Origin of the sequence: Granulicella sp. S156, from assembly GCF_009766105.1 — a bacterium.
Taxonomy (GTDB): domain Bacteria; phylum Acidobacteriota; class Terriglobia; order Terriglobales; family Acidobacteriaceae; genus Granulicella.
In genome coordinates this window covers 207,738-227,813 of record NZ_LMUH01000007.1, presented here as the reverse complement: position 1 = coordinate 227,813, position 20,076 = coordinate 207,738, and the positions used below count along the sequence as shown (strand labels likewise).

Annotated in this window: 16 protein-coding genes; 5 read left to right on the top strand and 11 right to left on the bottom strand. The window is 55.4% G+C overall.

What is annotated here, in order from left to right; genetic code table 11:
* Positions 1–44 precede the first annotated feature (44 nt).
* Positions 45–1,811 carry a thiamine pyrophosphate-dependent enzyme gene (locus tag GSQ91_RS06700; RefSeq protein ID WP_158820485.1) on the bottom strand — a complete coding sequence of 589 codons (1,767 nt, stop codon included), beginning with the start codon at positions 1,809–1,811 and terminating at the stop codon, positions 45–47.
* A gap of 247 nt (positions 1,812–2,058) precedes the next feature.
* Here GSQ91_RS06700 and GSQ91_RS06695 point away from each other — a divergent pair, with 247 nt between their 5' ends.
* Positions 2,059–2,526, top strand: coding sequence for an MEKHLA domain-containing protein (locus GSQ91_RS06695; protein ID WP_158820484.1), 468 nt, complete (start codon positions 2,059–2,061; stop codon positions 2,524–2,526).
* Positions 2,527–2,675: 149 nt separating this feature from the next.
* Positions 2,676–3,725, top strand: a complete 1,050-nt coding sequence (locus GSQ91_RS06690; RefSeq protein ID WP_158820483.1) for a glycosyl hydrolase family 18 protein — start codon at positions 2,676–2,678, stop codon at positions 3,723–3,725.
* A gap of 344 nt (positions 3,726–4,069) precedes the next feature.
* Here the strand turns inward: GSQ91_RS06690 and GSQ91_RS06685 are convergent, their stop codons facing one another.
* From GSQ91_RS06685 to GSQ91_RS06675, 3 genes are all read right to left on the bottom strand, one after another.
* Positions 4,070–5,458 (bottom strand): M56 family metallopeptidase, encoded by a 1,389-nt coding sequence (locus GSQ91_RS06685; protein ID WP_158820482.1) that lies wholly within the window; start codon positions 5,456–5,458, stop codon positions 4,070–4,072.
* On the bottom strand, positions 5,455–5,850 hold the full coding sequence (locus tag GSQ91_RS06680; RefSeq protein WP_158820481.1) for a BlaI/MecI/CopY family transcriptional regulator: 396 nt from the start codon (positions 5,848–5,850) through the stop codon (positions 5,455–5,457). The genes GSQ91_RS06685 and GSQ91_RS06680 overlap by 4 nt, the downstream gene beginning before the upstream one ends.
* 350 nt (positions 5,851–6,200) lie before the next feature.
* Positions 6,201–7,100 (bottom strand): VWA domain-containing protein, encoded by a 900-nt coding sequence (locus GSQ91_RS06675; protein ID WP_158820480.1) that lies wholly within the window; start codon positions 7,098–7,100, stop codon positions 6,201–6,203.
* 323 nt (positions 7,101–7,423) lie between these two features.
* Here GSQ91_RS06675 and GSQ91_RS06670 point away from each other — a divergent pair, with 323 nt between their 5' ends.
* The 3 genes from GSQ91_RS06670 to GSQ91_RS06660 all read left to right on the top strand — a co-directional run bounded on the left by GSQ91_RS06670 (position 7,424) and on the right by GSQ91_RS06660 (position 11,309).
* Positions 7,424–7,948, top strand: coding sequence for a hypothetical protein (locus GSQ91_RS06670; RefSeq protein ID WP_158820479.1), 525 nt, complete (start codon positions 7,424–7,426; stop codon positions 7,946–7,948).
* A gap of 156 nt (positions 7,949–8,104) precedes the next feature.
* Positions 8,105–8,461, top strand: coding sequence for a PadR family transcriptional regulator (locus GSQ91_RS06665; protein WP_158820478.1), 357 nt, complete (start codon positions 8,105–8,107; stop codon positions 8,459–8,461).
* A gap of 1 nt (position 8,462) precedes the next feature.
* A complete protein-coding gene (locus tag GSQ91_RS06660; RefSeq protein ID WP_158820477.1) occupies positions 8,463–11,309 on the top strand; it encodes an ABC transporter permease in 2,847 nt (948 codons plus the stop codon).
* Positions 11,310–11,397: 88 nt separating this feature from the next.
* Here GSQ91_RS06660 and GSQ91_RS06655 read toward each other — a convergent pair whose 3' ends face one another.
* The 7 genes from GSQ91_RS06655 to glpK form a co-directional block, all read right to left on the bottom strand.
* Complete coding sequence (locus GSQ91_RS06655; RefSeq protein ID WP_158820476.1) at positions 11,398–12,093, bottom strand: hypothetical protein; 696 nt, start codon at positions 12,091–12,093, stop codon at positions 11,398–11,400.
* Positions 12,094–12,658: 565 nt separating this feature from the next.
* On the bottom strand, positions 12,659–13,786 hold the full coding sequence (locus GSQ91_RS06650; RefSeq protein ID WP_158820475.1) for an aspartyl protease family protein: 1,128 nt from the start codon (positions 13,784–13,786) through the stop codon (positions 12,659–12,661).
* Positions 13,787–14,038: 252 nt separating this feature from the next.
* Positions 14,039–15,181, bottom strand: coding sequence for a S41 family peptidase (locus GSQ91_RS06645; RefSeq protein WP_158820474.1), 1,143 nt, complete (start codon positions 15,179–15,181; stop codon positions 14,039–14,041).
* A 68-nt stretch (positions 15,182–15,249) separates the two neighbouring features.
* Positions 15,250–15,759 carry a helix-turn-helix domain-containing protein gene (locus GSQ91_RS06640; RefSeq protein ID WP_158820473.1) on the bottom strand — a complete coding sequence of 170 codons (510 nt, stop codon included), beginning with the start codon at positions 15,757–15,759 and terminating at the stop codon, positions 15,250–15,252.
* A 194-nt stretch (positions 15,760–15,953) separates the two neighbouring features.
* Entirely contained in the window at positions 15,954–16,700 is a 747-nt protein-coding gene (locus tag GSQ91_RS06635; RefSeq protein WP_158820472.1) for an SDR family oxidoreductase, read from the bottom strand.
* Between the two features lie 48 nt (positions 16,701–16,748).
* Positions 16,749–18,356 carry a glycerol-3-phosphate dehydrogenase/oxidase gene (locus GSQ91_RS06630; RefSeq protein ID WP_158820471.1) on the bottom strand — a complete coding sequence of 536 codons (1,608 nt, stop codon included), beginning with the start codon at positions 18,354–18,356 and terminating at the stop codon, positions 16,749–16,751.
* An 8-nt stretch (positions 18,357–18,364) separates the two neighbouring features.
* Complete coding sequence (glpK, locus tag GSQ91_RS06625; protein ID WP_158820470.1) at positions 18,365–19,855, bottom strand: glycerol kinase GlpK; 1,491 nt, start codon at positions 19,853–19,855, stop codon at positions 18,365–18,367.
* Positions 19,856–20,076: the final 221 nt, after the last annotated feature.

Below are 20,076 nucleotides of genomic sequence, written 5' to 3'. Positions count from 1 at the left end.
ACTCGCGCCACGGATACTTCGAAATGAGTTCCGGTTCTGCTTTTTTAGAGATTCGCGAGGCGTGGGTTCTGTCCCAGATCCTGCATTGGGTCGATACGGAGTTCGATGAGAACCGACCTGTGCGCAGGTTGGTAACAACGTTCCATCACTTCCTCGATGTTGCTGAGGTCCTCTGCGATACGTCGATGATCCCACCCATGACCGGCTGCGATCGAAGCATAGTCGAGGTTACAGAGATCGGAGTGGTAGCGTTCCGACGGAGTATCGGAGAGGATCTTCGTAAGGCCATGGTGCACGATGCCGTAGGTTTGATTATCCAGAACAAAGACATTCAGACCGAGGCGACTCATCTCGGAGAGTCCGCCTGAGATAAGCCGGAAGCAGCCATCCCCGGTGAAGACGAAGACGGTTCGCGTGGGATCTCCGAGCTTTGCACCGACGCCGAGCCCGAGCGCGCCGCCCATCGCCGATCCCCTGTAGAGAGAGTAGAAGGGGCAGAGCTGATTGGGCCGCTGAGTGACATACTGCCGATCCTTATACGAGATGCAGATGTCGTCGAACCCGATGCTGTCCTGTCTCCACAGGTCGTCGATCTTTTTGTAGAAGTCGTATAGATCGACGAATCCCTTACGTGCGCTGGGAGATTTTCTGGTGTTGAGGTTGGCTGGCGCAGGGGGATATCGTACGGTGTCGGGTTTGACTTCGCGAAGACGTTGGAGGAAGTAGTTGAGACTCTCCTCCATCTCCCCGAGAACCTCGATGCAGCCGCCTTTGAAGCGATGACTGTAGGTCCCATTGACTGGGCCATAGCCTTCGATCCCATTGGTGAAGATCCATATGTCGCCGGAGAGGATGGGTTTGGTCCCGGTGGTGTATTCGTCGAAGTCGCAGCCGAGCGATAGGATGATGGTCTTGTCGTCGACCGCATTCCACACGTCAGTTGCCACTTCGTTGCCGCCGAATGAGATGTATCCGTAGCAACGTGGGTTTTCGCGGTCGACTGCGTTGGCCCCATTGATGCTGTAGACCACAGCAGCACCGAGCACCTCAGAGAGTTCTGTTGTCAGTGCGCGGCTATTGCGGCATCGTGCCATCTCTTCGCCGACAAGAAGAACGACTTTCTTCTGATGCAGGCGGCCGGGCAGCGTATCGATCAGATGGATGCGTCGAGCAAGCGCAGCGGTGCCCCGCTTCGGTTGGGTGATGTGTCCATGCGTGAAGCTGTTGTTCGAGAGTCCTTCGGGGTCGAGCACAAGAACGATGGGCTTGTGATCTGCCAGCACGCGTGCTGCGGCAGCCAGCTTTAGATCGATATCACTCTTGCCCTCGAGCAGAAAGACCGACCCAGGCAGTTCGGCTTCCAGTTGACCGACGATGTTGAGTCCGTGTCGTGAGCTGTCCTGCAGCGGGCTGTATCCTGCCGCGCTGGGTGCGGAGATGGGCACGATATAGACCGCAGGAATATTGTGCAGCTTGGCATCGGTGGCGCCACAGGTGAGCAGCTTGGTAGCAGCTCCTGTCGTGGCGGCAGCGCTCGCAATGCGTCCCGTCGCAAGAAAATAGCCGAGAGGAACGAAGCCCGCGATGTATTCCCCGATGGTGAAGAACTCGATGTTCTCGGAGGTGAGGGAGTCCGGCGTCGAAGTGCCAAGAGGTGCCAGATACTTGAGGAAATGAATGAGGCCGCCGCCTGTTACGCCGGCACAAAGGGTCAGGCCCCATTGGCCGAGCGTATCGACAATGTACTGAAAACCATCCAGATAAGGTCCGGCGTACTCTGCATTCGTAGGAAACTGAATCAGTCCCTCCATAGGGGGCCTCCTTAGTTTGATACGTATATTGCCGACATCAATTTTTTTGCAGTACGGTTGTCAGATTAGAAGGGTGTGATGAGAAGGGTGTTACAGGAACAAGCCTGTGGTGAATCGTTGCAGGCTTGCGCTGCTTGTTGAAAGTACTATATATCATTTTTATGGTTGCGATTCCATTTTCAGGGTTGCGAAAGTGTGTCGGAGCTAGTGCAAGCTGATTAAAGTCTTTCGCAAGGTGGCGGTCTTCATGAGCGTAACTGTTGATTCCAAATTCTTCGAGCTTCTGTCCAGCAGCTACTCGCGACTGGTGGGGGAGGCTTTGGTCCCGGGCACAAAGAACTATCGAGAGGCAGCTCTTTGGCTCTACGAGGAAGCGCCGTTCTGTGTGCTCGCGCATAACACAGAGCCGGATCCGCGCTTTGTGTATGCCAATAAAGCCGCACAGGCCTGCTTCGAATACTCCTGGGAGGAGGTGACCTCGCTGCACTCGCGACTGAGCGCCGAGGCGCCGCAGCAGGAGGAGCGCCAGCGTTTTCTGGACACGGTTGCACGTCAGGGTTTTGTGAAGGATTATCGCGGCCTGCGTGTGGCCAAGTCAGGACGGCGATTCTGGATAGAGGACGGGACAGTGTGGCAAGTGACCGACGCTGAGGGCATCCTGCATGGCCAGGCAGTCGTATTTCGAAACTGGCAAGACCAGGCTCTTGCTGGTTGAGGAGGAGTTGAAGTCCTTTGTTGCGTAACTTCTTCGCATGTCCTATCGTTCCGGACGCTACAATTTGAATCTGTGAAGCGCAACAGTAGCAGGAAGGCCGGAGAAGAATTTCCGGCCTTTTCTATAAAGATTCAAAGATGAGGATTGAGATGACGAGATTTGTTTCAGTGTCGATTGTGGCAGCGGCCACGCTGTTTGGCGGTATAGTAGCGCAGGCACAAAAGGTCGAGTTCTGGATGGGCAATGGCGCCGCATCGGTGAACTCGTTTCTGCAGCACAAAGACAAGATCGATATCATCTCTCCCACGTGGTATCAGTTCGATGAAGCGGGCATGGTGACAGGTGAGCCTCAACCCACGGTCCTCAAGGCCGCGCATGACGCGCACCTGACGATCATCCCGTTGTTTGCGCTCTTCAACCACGAGAAGATTCACACTCTCATCGGAGACCAGAAGGCGCAGGATGAGATGAACCAGGCCTTCGTGCGCGAGTGTAAAGAGAATGGGTACGACGGCGTCAACCTGGATATTGAAGATGTCATGTGGACCGACCGCGATGGCCTATCGGCACTGGTAAAGAAAACGTCCGACGTATTGCATAGAGAACATCTACAGGTACAGATCGATGTTGTGCCCAACGCACCGGGACACGCAGGCGAGACAGCCTTTGGAAAGTGGATCTTTCAGGAGTGGAGAGGCGCATTCGACCTGAAGGCACTGAGTGAATCGGTGGATCTGATCTGCCTGATGACCTACGACCAGAACACCCACTGGACCATGCCCGGACCCGTGGGCGGATGGGTATGGACGAAGCAGAATCTGGACTACGCGCTAAAGGTCGTGCCCAAAGAAAAACTGTCGCTTGGAATTGCCGTCTATGGATACCACTGGTACACGGGCGATCCTGGCTTGAATAAGGCAGAGAAGACACCGAACCCGACAGCAGAATATATCTCCGAACCCAACGCCATCTACCTGCGCGATACCTACGGCGGCAAGACGCAGTGGGACGAGGAAGAGCACACGCCATGGTTCTATTTCAACCGCGACCAGATGCGCGAGTGGGTCTTCTATACCGACAAGCGAGCGTTCATGGATCGCTACGATCTGGCGAAGCAGTCAGGGATTCAAGGCGTTTGCTCCTGGGTGCTTGGTGAAGAGGACCCAACAATTTGGGCAGCCATTCCCACCAAGCGATGATCGCTGTGACTGCAGAAGGGAGGGAACTCACGTTCGCCTCCCTTCTCAACGTCTAGGGTCCTGGGTCGTTAGCTCATTGAATAATGATGGCCCGTTCACTACAGTGCGAAGCGCGTTCCCTGACGCTTCAGCGTCAGGGAGACGGAGGGAGCCGTAGCCTTTAGGCTACGGAATAAAGCCACGCAAGAACTGGGCTTTAGCCCCGGGCTGTTTGCCAATGCACGCAAAAAAGCCCGAGGCCAATGCCAACGCCATTCACTTGGGGAAGATGAAAAGAAAATCGCTGGATGTGAACGGGCCCTTGATCTTTAGGGCCAAGGGCCCCTTCGCAGGTTAGGTGGCTTCTAGTTAACCCTCACAGCCTGTATTGGCTTCATATTTTTTGCTGGGGGGGCGATAGGAAGTATCTCCGCATGGGTAGCGTCCTTCAGGGTTACAAGGAACCCGAAGGGATGGTCCCCACCCCCATCCCCAAGTGTGACGCGTAGCACATTGCCCTCCAGCTTCGTTGTAATCGGTGAGGGCGTGGTGTCTTCGCCGGGGTCCGCCATGCTCAGTTCTCCATCATCGTCCAGCGCAATCCTCGATGAAGTAAGTGTTCCGGTGATCACTGAGCCATTCTGAACCAGAACCATCGTGGAGAAACTTCGCCCCTGGAACATCCAGTGCCAGGTTCCGGCGAAGATCTTCGCGTTATTGGTGGATGCAGAAGCTTCTTGCAGGCTCACTGCGCGCGCGAGTACCGTGCTCGAGCCAAATAGAAAGCTTGTTGCCAAAGCCAGTCCAATCAGACCGGCGCGGGATAGCGAAGTTCTCTTCTCAGTCAGCATCATGATTCGATCCTCCAGGTTGTCACCATCGAAAATACCTAGCCCCACTGCGTTGCTACGAGGTAGTTGCAAGCACAATGACGCCAGGCGTAAGAGTGTGCGGGCATATACGATTCGCTGTCCAAGGCGAACCGCGGCGTACTCATCGCAGGCAAGTTCACGCGTCTGCGAAATCTTCGACATCAGGTACCGAATGCCGGGGTGCCAGGCCACAGGCAGCGTGATCAACTGACACAAAAGGAGCACCAGAAAGTCTTTCCTGCGAATGTGTCCGTATTCGTGCGCAAGGATCGCCGTGAGATCCTGCCCGTCAAGAGCTGGGATCACTTTGCTGGGCAAAATGATCGCGGGATGAAACACGCCAACCGTGACCGGATCGTCAATGGCTGTCGATTGAAGAAGGGCAACACGCTGCGGAGGCTCGATCCCTAAGCCAGTCATTCCGGAATCAGCCATTCCTATTTGGCCGAGAGAGATCAACGAAGCGTTCCTGCGCAGGCGATGAACTCGATAGATGCCGCGGCCAAATTGGATCAACTGATAAAGAAAAAGCACCTGCCAGATAACAAGGAGCGCAGTCTTCGCACCTGGAACCAGGAGGGTCGGTTCGTGCACCTGGGAGTGCCCGTTCCAGATCCAGAAGGGATGGGCAGGGGCCTCCGTCCCCTGTATCAGCTGCTGCTGAGATCTCTTTACGACCACACTCGGACGGGTTTGCCAGAAGGTATTGCAAGCAGGTGCAGCCATACAGAGGGCGAATATGGCGAGATAAAAGTAATGTTGATACTTCGCTTTGGCTTTCGCGATGAAGGGTGAGAGTACCAGCGCCAAAATCGCAAACACTCCAATCTGCACCGACGCATTGAACAGCCAGTCGAATACAAGCTCTCGAATCGTGCTCATTTCGCTTCCTCCTCGGCGTCCCCGGCGGCTTCCAGCTTCGCCTGTAGTTCAGCAAGTTTTTGCGCGTTGAGGTGTTTGGACTTCACCAGAGAAAGGAGGAGGTCATCCACTGACCCCTGAAATACCTTGCGCAGAACGTCCTTGATCGCGTGGGAGTCGGCTGCCTCCTGAGAGACGGCGGCACTGTACTCATAAGCCCGCCCAACGAGCTTCCTCTTCACTCTTCCTTTGCGATGCAGGACATTCAGCGTCGTCTGTATGGTCGTGTAGGCAAGTGGAGGCTCCCCCTCCAGTCCCTGCAGAACCTTCTGGACATTCCCCGCGCCATCCTCCCAGAGCACGCGCATGATTCGCCGCTCCAGCGGCGTCAGGACCTTAACAGGTTTAGGCATTGACAACTCCTCCTATACGCATAGGAGACTATCTCGCGAATTCTGTTTTTGTCAACTATATGTATAGGAGATAATTTTGGTGGCGGCTGCACGTCGCTTCTGCAGCGTGGCTGCAGAGACTGTGTTGTCCTGAAGTTTGTGATCAAACTGCTCTTGGCGGCAGGTCGAACCGTACAAACAAATTGTTGAGGCACGGAACGGAAGGGCAGGGTTTCAACCCTGCCGTAAAAGGCCGCATCCCCCCCAAACCACACCTCTCTGCCGCAGGCCGGAGTGAAGCCCGAAGGGCGCAACGACTGAATTGTCTTCTTTGGTGACGGCGAAACAAGCACGCTATCAAGACATCACCCTTAACCGTAATACCCGTAACGGGTCCGTACCTGCGTCCCCGAGGTATTCGTCTTGACTTCGATCTTGTGAAACTTCTCGGGGCCAGTGAGTGGTGCCATGATCGTCAAAGTATAAAAAGAGTCAGCGTCTGCCATACATTGCTCAAGCATGGCAGAGACATCGTTCGAGGCCTTCAAGACAAGCCCTCCACTCTGCACCGCCAGCACCTGCATGTTCACATTCCCTTCCTCGGTATCGCCCACGGTAGTAACGGGCTTTAGAAAAGCTTCATAGTGCGTTCCACTGGAATCGGCGCCCCCGGCGCTGACGCAGTACAGCGTGATGCGCGCCTGCCGCAAAGCCGTGGAGATAAAGATGATCCCCTCAAAGACGCGATGGCGCTCCTTGGCGGATATTTCAACGCCACCAACGTCAGCGGATATGGGCCATCCAGAGCCGATCCAGACCACCAGCTTTCTGCCAGGTCTCTTCGCCTCTTCAGCGGCGATCTTTCGTAGCGAGACCAGGGTGAGATGGACCGATGAGCTGTGAATGGTCTGGAGGCCGGGTGCGTGTTGATCGAAGGCTGCAAGTACTGCGTTGCCATCGCTGGAGGAATCTGCCTGAATCTCGCATCCGCTCCGGGACAAGAATGCCAACCGCACGGGATGTTTGAGCTTACCGGCATTTTGTTCCAGGAAGCGCCGAATCTGGCCTCGCGCATAGTTCAAGCTAGCGAAAGGGGTGTTAACCTCGTCGACTACAAGCACTATCTCTACCGGCTCCGCCTGTTCGGTCTGGAGCGTTACGGAATGAAAGTCGGAGATCGGAACTGGCTTTTTGTCGATAAGAACCGTGAAATTCTGCTGTGCCAGATTATTGACCGGACCGTCGGCATTAGCGGCGACTACATCAAGCATGATTTGTAACGAGTCCGGGCGGCGTAACAGTTTCGGGTCGTCAGACAGCGATGTGTTCTGTTGAGCAAAGAGGGCGTCAGCGTAGATTCCGCAAAAGAGAAAAAATAGAACTATGGATAGACGGCGTTGCGTAAACATATCTTGCCTGGGCCTCTATAGCTTGATCTTCGCCAGGTGGCGCGCGACTTGGACCATTAAGAATCAATAGATTTTAGTCCGCGAAGATTATAACGAGCCATAGATTCGAATAGCGAAAAATGGGTAGTATCTCAGTTTGAACTTCTACCCCGGTTTTCATAACATGTCTGCACTAGGATTGGTGGGTGAAGATGCCGCTCCGCAACTTTGACATGCAAGGACTGTATGCAGCTTTGGATGCTGCGCGGCGTGCTCAGGAGTTAAGCTGGGCCGCATTAGTGTCCGAGATCAACAAACCTTTTGAAGGTACGCCCTCCATCCCAATCAGCCTCTCCACGGTGAGGGGGATGCAGGACAAACGTTCTGTAACGAGTGCGGTCGTACTTCAGATTCTCAGATGGATGGGCCGGGCACCCGAGAGCTTCCTGTCTGAAATCGACACTCCTTCGCAGCCGAGCGAACTCCTGCCTGAGCCCGGACCGGCTCGTATCCTTCGCTTCGACACGCGAGCCATGCACGCTGCACTCGACGCGGAACGTCTCAAGCGTGGAATGAAGTGGAAGCAGGTTGCCGATGAGCTGCCAGGCTTCAGTGAGAGCATGCTCACCAACCTTGCAACGGGTCCATTGATTGGCTTTCCCAGAGTGATGATGATTCCTCAGTGGTTAGGCCGTCCGGCCGCAAGTTTCGTGCGCGCTCATAGTCGCTAGGCTCGGGCCACGAGAGTTCCATTCTGCTAGCCAGAACCTTTGACAATCCCACTCGGGACCAAGATCAAACGGAGACACTACCAATTTCCTGCGTCCCTTGACATTCGATAGTCGAATGTCTACCATCAGCCTCAAGTTGAGGGTAGATTGTCTTCTATGGATAAACCGGCACAACAACGGACAGGCCTTCTCCAGGGCACGCTTGACATGCTCATCTTACGGACGCTTCTTTATGGTCCTGCCCATGGCCACCAGATCGGAAAGCATATTCAGCGGACCACGAACGACTTCCTGCAGATGCAGCACGGTTCGCTCTATCCCGCATTGCATCGTCTGGAGGAAAGAGGATGGGTAAGTGCCAAATGGGAGACAGCTCCCGACCGAAACAGGGAATTCAAGTACTACCGATTGACGGACAAAGGCAAGAAACAGTTGGTCGTCGAAGAGTCGCAGTGGAAGCAGATGTCCGAAGCTGTAGCGCGCGTGATGTGGCCCACCGCTGAGGAGAGCTGAGATGAAATGGTGGCAGATAAAGAAAAGACGCGCCGACCTCGAGCGAGAGCTTCTCTCCGATCTGGAGCTGGAAGAAGAAGAGCAACAGGAACGCGGTCTGCCGCCGGAAGAGGCTCGTTCCGCCGCTCGACGTGCCTTCGGTAATACGACACTGATCAAAGAACAGACCCACGAGGCATGGGGCTGGGGGCCGGTCGAACGTTTCCTGCAGGACTTTCGTTATGCTCTGCGGCAGCTCCGAAGGTTCCCAGGGTTTGCGCTGACCATCGTTCTGATTCTTGCGCTTGGTATTGGCGCCAATACTGCGATCTTTAGCGTCATCGATGCCGTAATGTTCCGTGCGTTGCCGGTTGAGAATCCGCAACAACTGGTGCTCTTCACCTGGACGTCCCGTCAGCAACTTAAACTCCACGGTCACAGCGACTTCGGTGATTGCGACTCGACCAGTTCGGACTGTTCTCTCTCCGTACCTTTCTTTCGTGCGGTGAGGGCCCAGGCTAACTCCTTCTCCAGTGTCGCGGCGTTTGCAGGTCCACTTGAAGTCAACTTCCTGGGCGAGGGCTCCGCTGTCATTGCGCACGGCGAATATGTCTCCGGCGATTTTTTCTCAACCCTGGGTATCAAGACAATTCTTGGCCGGCAGCTCGGTCTCTCCGATGACTCGCCCTCTGCACCTCCAGTCATCGTTCTGGACTACGGCTATTGGCAGCGCGCCTTTGGCGCGGACCCCTCGGTCGTTGGCCGTGTTGTCCGCGTAAACAGCACACAAGTCGCTATCGTCGGTGTCGTCGGCCCGCGCTTTAGACATCTAACCCCCGGCAAAACCCAGGACTTCTTCATGCCGTTATCGCTCGTAGACCGTGTGCGGAACGAGTGGTGGAATGACCGGGACAGGCTCTCCGATCCCGCTATTTTCTGGGTCAGCATGGTTGGCAGGCTCAAGCCGGAGGTCTCCATCGGCCAAGCCCAGGTTGAGGTATCGAACATATTCCGCAATCAGGTGCTCCATGGAGCCACTCCCTTGTCTTCTCCGGCGGATAGTCCAGCTATCCGGCTTCTACCCGCACGGCAAGGCCTCAACGGCGAGAGCGTTGAGTATGGACCCATGCTGAACCTGATCATGGTGGCTGTAGGCCTTGTCCTGCTCGTTGCCTGCGCAAATGTCGCGGGCCTTATGCTCGCACGCTCTGCGCGCAGGCAGAAGGAGATGGCAACGCGCCAGGCGCTCGGCGCAAGCCGCGCTCGCATCGCACGCCAACTTCTCACGGAAAGCGTTGTGCTGTCGTTGGCTGGCGGTGTCTCCGGCGTGTTGGTTTCCATCTGGGGAGTACACGCTCTCGTTCAACTCTTATCGCAGGGAACTACCCAGCCCTTCGCCTTTGTTATCGCACCGGACTGGCGTGTGTTGGCTTTCACAACTGCAGTCACTCTCGCCACGGGAGTTCTCTCGGGCCTTGCACCCATCTTCCGTGACGCTCGAGTAGACCTGACGCCTTTCCTCAAAGAGAGTGCGTCCTCCACTCTCGGCGGACCTCAGCGTGGGCGAGGCATTCGTCTCGGTGACACGTTTGTCATCGTACAGGTCGCGCTCTCCCTTGTTGTACTGGCCGGAGCGGGATTGCTGGTCCGCACCTTGACCAATCTTCACCAACTGCACCCAGGCTTCGACACGCAGAACGTTCTGCTCTTCGGCCTCAATCCAAAGATTGCGGGATACACGGATGCACAGACGGTCGAGCTCTATCGCAACGTACAGCAGCGCCTGGCTGCATTGCCCGGCGTCGTATCGGCAAGCTACTCCGAGGATGCCTTAGTGAGCCAAAGTATTTCAGGCCTTGACGTCCACCTGGACGGCGCTGCGCCCAAATCGAATATCAATACGTACTCTCTTGCAGTCGGTCCCGGCTTCTTCTCCACCATGCACATTCCCGTGCTCTCAGGCCGCGTATTTTCGTCTGCCGATTTTTCCTCAGCTTTCGCGACCAATGCCGCCGTCACCGCAGCCGAAGAGTCGGCTCGCAAACTGCCTGTAGGCTCCGCCAGTTCTGCCAATCTCATTAGCCCAACTGCTCCAGTCTCCGCTCACCCGCTACAGCTTGCGCCTGTGCCGGTGATGATCAATCAAGCCTTCGCGCTCCGTTTCTTCCCCAACCGGAATCCTCTTGGGCTTCACATTGGCGACGCCCAGGAGGATGAACCCGCGAAGGGACCCCAACCGGGATTTCTCATTGTGGGCATCGTCGGCGACACCAAATATCGCGACCTGCGCGGTGAAGTTCGGCCCATGATGTTTCTGCCGCTCGTCGGCAACAGCGCGCACTTCGAGTTGCGATCTGCTATAGACCCCAACGAACTCGTCAAACCTGTGCGCGGCATCGTCTCCGCCATCGACAACAAATTACCTCTCTTCGATGTGCGCACTCAAACCGAGCAGATCGAGCAAACGCTCTTTCGGGAGCGCATTACCTCACGCCTGTCGAGCTTCTTTGCGCTTCTGGCTCTGTTGCTGGCGTGTATAGGTCTCTACGGCTTGATGTCCTACACCGTGACTCGAAGAACCAGTGAGATAGGCATTCGCATGGCGCTCGGTGCGGAACGTAGCCGAATCGCGGGTATGGTATTGCGTGAGTCGTTGTTGCTGGTTCTTTGTGGCCTCCTGGTCGGCGTTCCCGCAGCCGCCTTCGCATCGCGTCTGATCGCAAATCAGCTCTTCGGATTAAAGCCTGGCGATCCTGTCACGCTTTTGGCAGCGTGTGTACTGATGGTTGGAGTGGCCACGATAGCAAGCTACTTGCCCGCCCGGCGCGCAGCATCTGTAGATCCAATGCAAGCGCTGCGCAGTGAATAAGCTGACAGGGATGAGACAAGCCTTAGCACGGACATGATCTTGTCCATAGCCTTGTCGAACTTCTCGAGCTCAGGTGAGGGCTTCTCTGTCATGCCATCAGCTGAGTCATTTGTAGTGGCCCTAGCGGTGTTTCCGGCCCCACTCTATATAAGCGAGTAATCGGCTCATAATGCTCGTTTGCTACAAACATGAGTTTTAATTCAAAGTAGGGCAGATCGCTCAATTTTGTTTTCTCTATGTCCCATGAAACGTGATCATCGGAGCCTTCAAGGTACATATACCCCATACCTTCCGGTTTCTCCGGCATCTCCACACTTGCTATGCGTAGTCTTTGGGGAATATGAGATGCAAGAAATACCGACCTCTTGGACTTTTTGGTAACGCCCTGCCTGAAAGCCGACCAAGACAGCGAATCTACCCACAAGCCGTCATAAGAAAACGTTTTGAACGCAACACCCGGACTTGCTGCCACAACCGTTAATTGCACAACTACTTTCATTCCGCCGTTCGAGTTCAATGCCTCCAAGAACAACTCTGGACTGTTCTTCCCGTGAGGAGTGAGGGTTAAATCAAGATCCCTCTTAGTGGCCTGTTCAAGTGCATTAGCAGCCGGATAAGGTACGGAAGGCGTTGCTTCCACATGAACATTAATCGTCGGATTGTTTGTAAAGACAGGTGAGTTAGTGATTACGGGGCTGACCGCTGTATTCAGACTTGGTGCAAAGGAATGAACAGCGCCATCTGCCTTTGCATCTCTCATGAAGAGTGGAAGAAGCAACAGCATTACTCCTAGTAGCCCAAGACTCATAACAGCGTAGGGATGCGGACGGATGTACTCCGGCCACGCTGACGAACCAACCCCTATGAAGGCGGCTAGCACGAAGGCGCCGATAGCCGAACTGTAACGAGCAACTCTCCACATGAACCAAATGGTCGCAGGTTGTCCGCTATACAGTCAAAAGAACATTGATATGCACTATTTTCTATGGCCATTTTGGTTTCCTTGGTGGTTTGGAGACCTCAGAGAATCCTTGGCAAGGTCAAAGCTGCTGAGTTAAGTACTTTGTTACCCAAATATGTTCAATGGATTGATATAGATCGTCGTAGTCGTGCCGTGGGAAGTGGGAAACGCTCTTTGTTTTCCATCTTTTCCATGGCTACTTCCACTCATCTCTAAGTTGTCATTGATGTTGCGTTGTTGCACTTGGTCTTTGAATCCGCTCACCCACTTTTGTTTGTACCCAGACGTGGGCCATCGGCTGTTCCTCTGACTACTAGCGCATTTCTCGCTACTAATAGATCAATTCATGATGTATCGCGCAGAGTATGCGCCAAAAACTAAGTGGCACTCAGAGCACGTCGCGCAGCTTCACTTCGTAGCTCTGCGATGTGTCGTTACGCTGGACTTGTAGGTGGAGCACCGTTCCAATCGGCTGCATGAAGATTGGATCATTCGGATCATCAGACGGCTTATTCCCGTTTATCCCGACGATTCGATCGCCCACCTTGAGCCCAGCAGCCTCTGCCGGACTTCCCGGAAAGACGGTTTTCACCTCGTCGGATCCCTCGTTGTAATCGACGAGCATGCCGGTGCGATTGAACGGCTGGGGCTTATTCCAGGCAGCAGTCTTTTCGAGGTACATTACGGCACGCGAGCAATCCACGGTTACGACAAAGCGACTCAGGATGTCCTGCCCAATGTTGCCGGCGAGTACTTCGTTGAAGCTGTCATTCGCCGTCTGTAGCCGCGCGATCGGCCCACTGATCTTCAGATGTCCAAGCTGGAACGTGTGCAGACGCACAAACCACGCTTCAGGCGATGGGCCGCCGAGACCCCTGCCGTTATAACCTCGATAGCGTGCCCCTAGCGACTCTACCAAGTGGTTATTGTTGACGAATCCTGAGTTCAGGAAAAGCCCGGTCTGGTTTCCTGAGTCGAGCAGAAAACGGCCGGGGATGCCGTCGACCTTTGCCTCGACGTCTATGCCATTGCCGTTCTTGTGCAGAAGCAGTGGTAGTGAAGTGCCGCGTCCCACATAATGAAAGGTCTGCCCGTTGAAAAAGGTTAGCTGATTGTGTTTGAAGTCCATTCGCACTGCGAAGCGCTGCATAAGCTCCCAGCCCACAAGCATCTGGGGAGTGCCCGCGTCCGCAGGGATATCCAACACATAAAACATTTGGTTTCTGACCACGAGATCGCCGATGGTCAGCTTGTCCACCAGTGTGGTGCGTACCTTAATCGCACCGCCAATCGCTCCAAAATCGGTAGACTTCTCCTCGACCTTCAATCCAAGCTGCTTCGCAAAGTCAGCACTGATTACGTTCACTGCGCCAGTATCGAAAACCGTGGAGAACGGCCCATTGCCGTTGACCTTCATTTGAAAGGTCAACCCACCCTCAGCCGGTACCGTGACTTGGCCTGAGGGCGGCATCGTGTAATCGCTGTAAAGGGGCTGTTTCGCTGGCGTTTGTGCCATTCCGGCTACAACAGGACAGCTCGTTAGAAAGATGAGCAGAAACACATCAAATCGCAATGATAAGGACCTCGCCCTGCCGGCACATACTGCCAAGGATCGTGTAGCAATGAGTATTTCCAAGTATCTTCGCTCGGCCAGACAAGAACAAGAGCTCCCACCCGGCGGGACGCTTCGACGCCCTTCCTCCCGCATGTTCGTGACCCGTCTGGAAATCAGCCGGTAATGACTCTACCACTGGTTTCGAGTCTCCGGTCACCCATGCGTCAGCAACGCCAGGCCCGCTCGATAGATCGCGTCGCCCTCTTTCGCGTTGGCTGCTGCTGGCATAGAAACAACGACATCCGGTGAGAGTCCAGTCCTGCCGTTGAAGTGGAAACCATGCGGACTCTCGATATTGGCTGCTGGTATAACAACTCCTGCCGTATCGTTCAGCTTCACGTAGGTCTGTATCTGACCTCGCCCATAGGTCTTTCTTCCAACGAGAGGAGCCCCTGTAGTATCTCGGAGCGCCGCCGCAAGTTCCTCTGCGGCACTTGCAGTGCCTTCATTGACCAGTACAACAAGCCGCATCTTTGTGGAGGGGGCTGCTTTGGAATCAATCGCCTCTCTTGTCCCATTCCGACGTACCTTCCATCCCAGGGCTTCCTTCGTAAAGGCACTTCCTGCAACTGCCATCGCATCGAGATATCCACCAGGGTTATTGCGGAGGTCTACGATGCACCCAGTAACCTCATTCGCGGCTAACTGGGTAACGGCTTCGCGCACTTTGTTTCCTGCTTCTGGAGTGAAGAGGTGAATGGCTAAGTACCCCAGATGCGGATGGCCTTCGATGCGATGGAACACTACGTCTGGTTCATTCCACGCTCTCTTGGGCACTGCTATTTGAAGCTGTTTGCCGTTACGGCGGATCATAAGTCGCAAGGTTCTGGCATCTCCTCGCAGCAGAGAAAGTACCTCTTCATGAATCAGTCCGCGCGTCGGTCTTCCATTGACGGCTACGATCACATCCCCGGGCAACAAGCCGGATTGAAAGGCAGGGGAGTCCACGAGTGCCGTTACGACTTTGGCTTCGTCTGTAGCCGGTTCGACGGTAACCGCAAAATCGACCAGGCCAATGCCTCGTTCGTGCCCGGCAGTCTCAGCCTGCATCGTCTTCATCTGCTCCGAAGTGACAATGCGAAGGTCCCCGTCATTCAGAGAGGCTAGCTGCCGATCCAGCGATGCGACAGTCGCTTGTCTCTCTGCCAGCAGTTTGGGACGCAACTGCTTCCAGGAATCTTTCTCGGCATACAGATAGTTGTTGTCGATGGCTTCTACGACATCAGGCGCGAGAGATCTCTGGTGCGGTTGTGGGGCCTGCCATAGCGTTGACGTAAGAACCAGTGTCAGAAGCATCTCTTCATCCCCCTCCGATCGGGGTCTATGAAACATAATGCAGGATCACTACGGTGTTTTAGCGAAAACTAATCCGTGGGGAATTGAGGGCGAACCTCACGCTTGAAGTAGTAGAAGGTGAACATCCAGTTGCCGAGGTAACTCCAGGACTGCTTCTCGAGTTCCGTGCGGTAGGCGTGCGTCAGCAATCCATTGACGCGCTCGTACTCCCATTTGCGATGCAGCTCGGTGTTCTCGGGACGGCGGAAGTGCAGTGCGGCCGCACCGAAGCCGACCATCTCCCAGCCGTCTTCGCCCATCTGCTGGAGGACACCCATCTCGTCGAACGCGGTTGCGATCCTCTTCTTGTACTCCCATGTCTCATTGAGAGCTGTCATCTGTTCGTCGATGTCAGAGAGGAAGATACTCTCCACCGGCTTGCGAAAAAGCCAGCTCACGCGCATGGCCGTTGAAAGGCTTGGATCTGTCTTCGCTTGCTCGATCGCAATCACTGTCTGACGAGTAATGGAGAGTCGTTCCGCAAGCTGTGCCTGAGACCAGCCCTGCAAGTTACGAAGTTCGGCGACGCGATTTGCCATATGTCCCCCTCGTGTTACATGTTAAATAAAACATACATGTAAGCCTTAGTCAAGAAACTTGCTGTAAAGAGACATAGGTCTGCCCGAAAGATCGTCTTTGAAACGCAAACAACTGATAACAATATCGTTCAGGCCTTTTGGCTAGCTGGAAAATTCAGTTTTACGTCACTTCCCAACACCTGGGAAGACAGCCACTATTCGGTGCTTCCGACATAGAGCGTGGCTCCGCTCTCATGTTCCGAGCTGGCGGCATCGACGATTGCGGCGGCAAACTCTTCTATATCCGGCAGAGAACCTGCCTCTATCCGGCGCGCCTCGATAAGGCCTGGACTCTGTCGTTGCAAGAGCTTGGGAGTAATCGTCCCCTCAATCAAATCGCCACTGACGACAACGAGTCGAATCCCAAGCGCAGCAAACTTTGGCATCATGCCGCGAATGGCATCTTCTCCAGCCTTCTTACTCTTCGCGACAGGGGCATAGTAGTCATAGACCGGCTTTGTCTCTGAAAAGTGTGCCAGGTGGCTTGTGACAAAGACGATCCTGCCCCCACGTCCCATAAGGGGCAGGGCGCCGTTGACGAGGTTGATCTGAGCATCGAGGTTCAGAGTCATCGCATAATCGGCGGCCTTATCTTTTTCAAGGCCACCGCTCGCATTGAGCACCAATATATCGAGTTGAGTCCACGCCGTCTTTATCTGGTCGAACGTCGATGCAATATCTTTCGGGTCCGTGATGTCTGCCTGCAACAGCAGGGAACGCCGTCCCAGAGCTTCGACTTCGCCTGCTACGTCTTCCGCTCTGGGGCCTTTGCTGCGGTAGTTAATGGCAACATCCGCGCCAATCTGAGCCAGTTGGCGAGCAACACTCGCTCCAATCCCGCGTGAAGCTCCCGTCACAAGAGCCGTTTTGCCAAGTAGAGGAGTCGATGTAGGTTCAGTCATTCGTCTATTGTACGAATGACTGAATCTGCAGAGCACCTGGATCTTCTCTTATTCGTTTTTCAAGTCCGGAGGACTCCCGGGAGCGATCTTCTCCAGTGTGTACTGTCTAGCTAGTTCATTGAATGCTGCGATCTGTGCTGTCACCCAGGCCTGATCCTTACCCAACTCACGACCCAGGAGCCGTCCTGCTTCGGGAGCCATCTGGATCGCAGCGTGCGCGTTGAGAAAGAGCGCGCGGGTGCGGCGTGCCAGTACATCTTCGATGCTGCGAGCCATCTCTTCACGAGCGGCCCAGACTACCTCCGCTGCGATATAGGGCAGATCGGGATGCAGTTGCTTGGCCAGCTCTGGGGACGCTGCAGCCAGAGCCTTGATCTTCTCCGCGTCCGAACCGTAGACCCAGAGGTCTCCATGGGGATCGACATTCTCAAGGTATCCGTGGATGTGGAGGTCGTGCGTCACGCAGGGACGATCTTCCAGTTTGCCGATCGTGATGGCATGGTTCATGGTGTCTTCCGCCATATGCCGATAGGTCGTCCACTTGCCGCCGACGATGGTCAACAGACCCGACTGATCGATGTGAATCGTATGGTCGCGCGAGAGGGAAGACGTCTTTCCTGCCTCTGCGTGCGCAGCCTTTACCAGCGGTCGTATACCAACGTAGACACTCAGAACATCCGCTCGTGTAGGCGGGTGACTGAGGTACTCACTTGCGGTCTCGAGGATGAAGGCGATCTCTTCTTCGTAGGGAAGCGGTTCGTAGGAAGGCTGTTCGATGGGAGTATCGGTGGTGCCGATAACGGTGTGTTCGTGCCACGGGATAGCGAAGAGTACGCGGCCGTCGCTGGTATGTGGCACCATGACGGCGGTGTCTCCGCGCAGGAAGGAGCGATCGAGCACCAGGTGAATACCCTGGCTAGGCGCGACCATCGTGCTGGCGTTGGCGTCATCCAGATGCCGAATCTCATCGGTGAAGATTCCGGTGGCGTTGACGACGACGCTGGCCTTGAGCGGAAGCCGCTCGCCTGTTTCGCTGTCGACGGCAACGACGCCGTTGATGAAACCCTCATCGTCTTTGAGGAGTTCAACGGCTGGAGCATAGTTGAGCACGGTAGCACCGTGATCGACGGCCGTCTGCATAAGATGAATCAGCAGACGCGAATCGTCGAACTGGCCATCGTGATAGATGACGCCGCCACGCAGTTCTTCCGGCTTCAGCGTGGGCAGCTGTTCGAGCGTCTCCTCGCGGGACAGAACCTTCGACTTGCCAAAGCCATATTTGCCGGCGAGCACGTCGTAGATCTTGAGCCCGATACCGTAGAACGGCGCCTCCCACCAGGAGTAGTTGGGGACGACGAAGCGCAGGTCGTGAACCAGGTGCGGAGCATTCTGGCGAAGGATGCCGCGCTCCTTGAGCGCCTCCATCACCAGCGAGACATTGCCTTGTTCCAGGTAACGAACACCGCCATGCACCAGCTTGGTGCTGCGGCTGGAGGTACCCTTGGCAAAGTCTTCGCGTTCCAGCAATAAGACGGAAAAGCCGCGCGTTGCAGCGTCGACAGCTACGCCTGCCCCGGTAGCACCGCCACCGATGACGATGACGTCCCAGGGACCCTGTTTTTCGTGAATGCGTGCGAGCATCTGTTCGCGGTTCATATCTTTTCTTATCCTTTATTCCAGCCGCCGGCGCGCTTCACAGCGTCCTGCCACTTTGCTTGCCGAGCGTCCATCTCTTTTTTGTCGGCCTTGGGCTCGAAGACAGTGTCGGCCCCACGGAGTTTTGCGATCTCTTCGGGGCTGCTCCAGAAGTTCACGGCGAGACCGGCGAGATACGCCGCGCCAAGAGCCGTGGTTTCAAGGACTGCAGGACGTCGCACGGGGAGTTGCAGGAGGTCAGCCTGGAACTGCATCAGCAGATCGTTGGCGGCGGCGCCGCCATCCACACGCAACTCGCGGAATGGCTGCTTGGTATCTTTATTCATAGCCTGGATAACATCGGTGACCTGGAAGGCGATGCTTTCCAGCGCAGCGCGCGAGATGTGGCCGATCTCTGTACTGCGCTGAAGGCCAATGATGAGGCCGCTGGCATAGGGGTCCCAATGCGGTGCACCGAGGCCGGTGAAGGCCGGTACGAAGACGACGCTGCCAGAGTCCTTGACCGAGGCCGCGACATGTTCTACATCGGACGATGTCGGGAAGAAATGCATATTGTCGCGCAGCCATTGCACCACCGCACCGCCGACAAAGATGCTGCCTTCCAGCGCGTACTCGAGCTTCTTCGTAAGACTGCAGGTCAGCGTAGTGATAAGCCGATGATCGGAGAGTGTGAATTTGTTGCCGATGTTTTGCAGCAGGAAACAACCCGTGCCGTAGGTGTTCTTCGCATCTCCAGGGGCGACGCAGAGTTGACCGAAGAGCGCGGATTGTTGATCGCCTGCGATACCTGCGATCTCGACATCGCCGAGTCCTAGTGAGGTGGTCACATGCCCCACCGTCTCACTGGACCAGCAAACCTCCGGCATCATGCTCTCGGGTATCTTGAGCAGCTTCAGCAGGTCCTGATCCCAGCGATCTTCAACGATGTTGTACAGCATGGTCCGGCTGGCGTTGGTGCGGTCGGTGATGTGCCGCTTGCCGCTGGTGAGATTCCAGACCAGCCACGAGTCGACGGTGCCGAAGGCGAGCTTGCCCTTTTCTGCCTGCGCGCGGGCTCCCTTCACGTTGTCCAGAATCCACGCGATCTTGGTGGCCGAGAAGTAAGGATCGATCAGCAGCCCGGTCTTCTGGCGGATCGTATCTTCCGCGCCGTCATCGGCAAGCTTCTTGCAGAGAGGCGCACCGCGTCGGTCTTGCCAGACGATAGCGTTGTGGATCGGCTTTCCCGACTCGCGGTCCCAGACGATGGTGGTTTCGCGCTGGTTGGTGATGCCAAGCGCGACGACATCGCGCGGCCTGACCTGCGCTTTTCCGAGGACCTCAACCGCGGAGGTTAACTGCGAGGTCAGAATGTCATAGGGATCGTGCTCAACCCAGCCTACATCCGGATAGTGCTGCTCGAATTCATGTTGCGCTACCCCGACGATACCGCCATCATGCCCGAAGAGAATTGCCCTGGAGCTTGTCGTGCCTTGGTCTAGAGCGAGAACATATTTCATGATCGCCTTCCATTGCCTACTTACAAGTTATCCAGATGCTCTATCGGAGCGTCTGGTTATCCATGTGACGATGGCCAACGCAATAGTGATGCTTCCTTTTGGGGATAGGCTGCATCCATTGAGGTATCTGCATGCATGTCGCAGCAGACTAGCAATTCTATGCCATCTGCCCGAGCTCTAGCATCTCTTGCAGAGCATCTTTCGGCGTGGTGTAGCAGGGG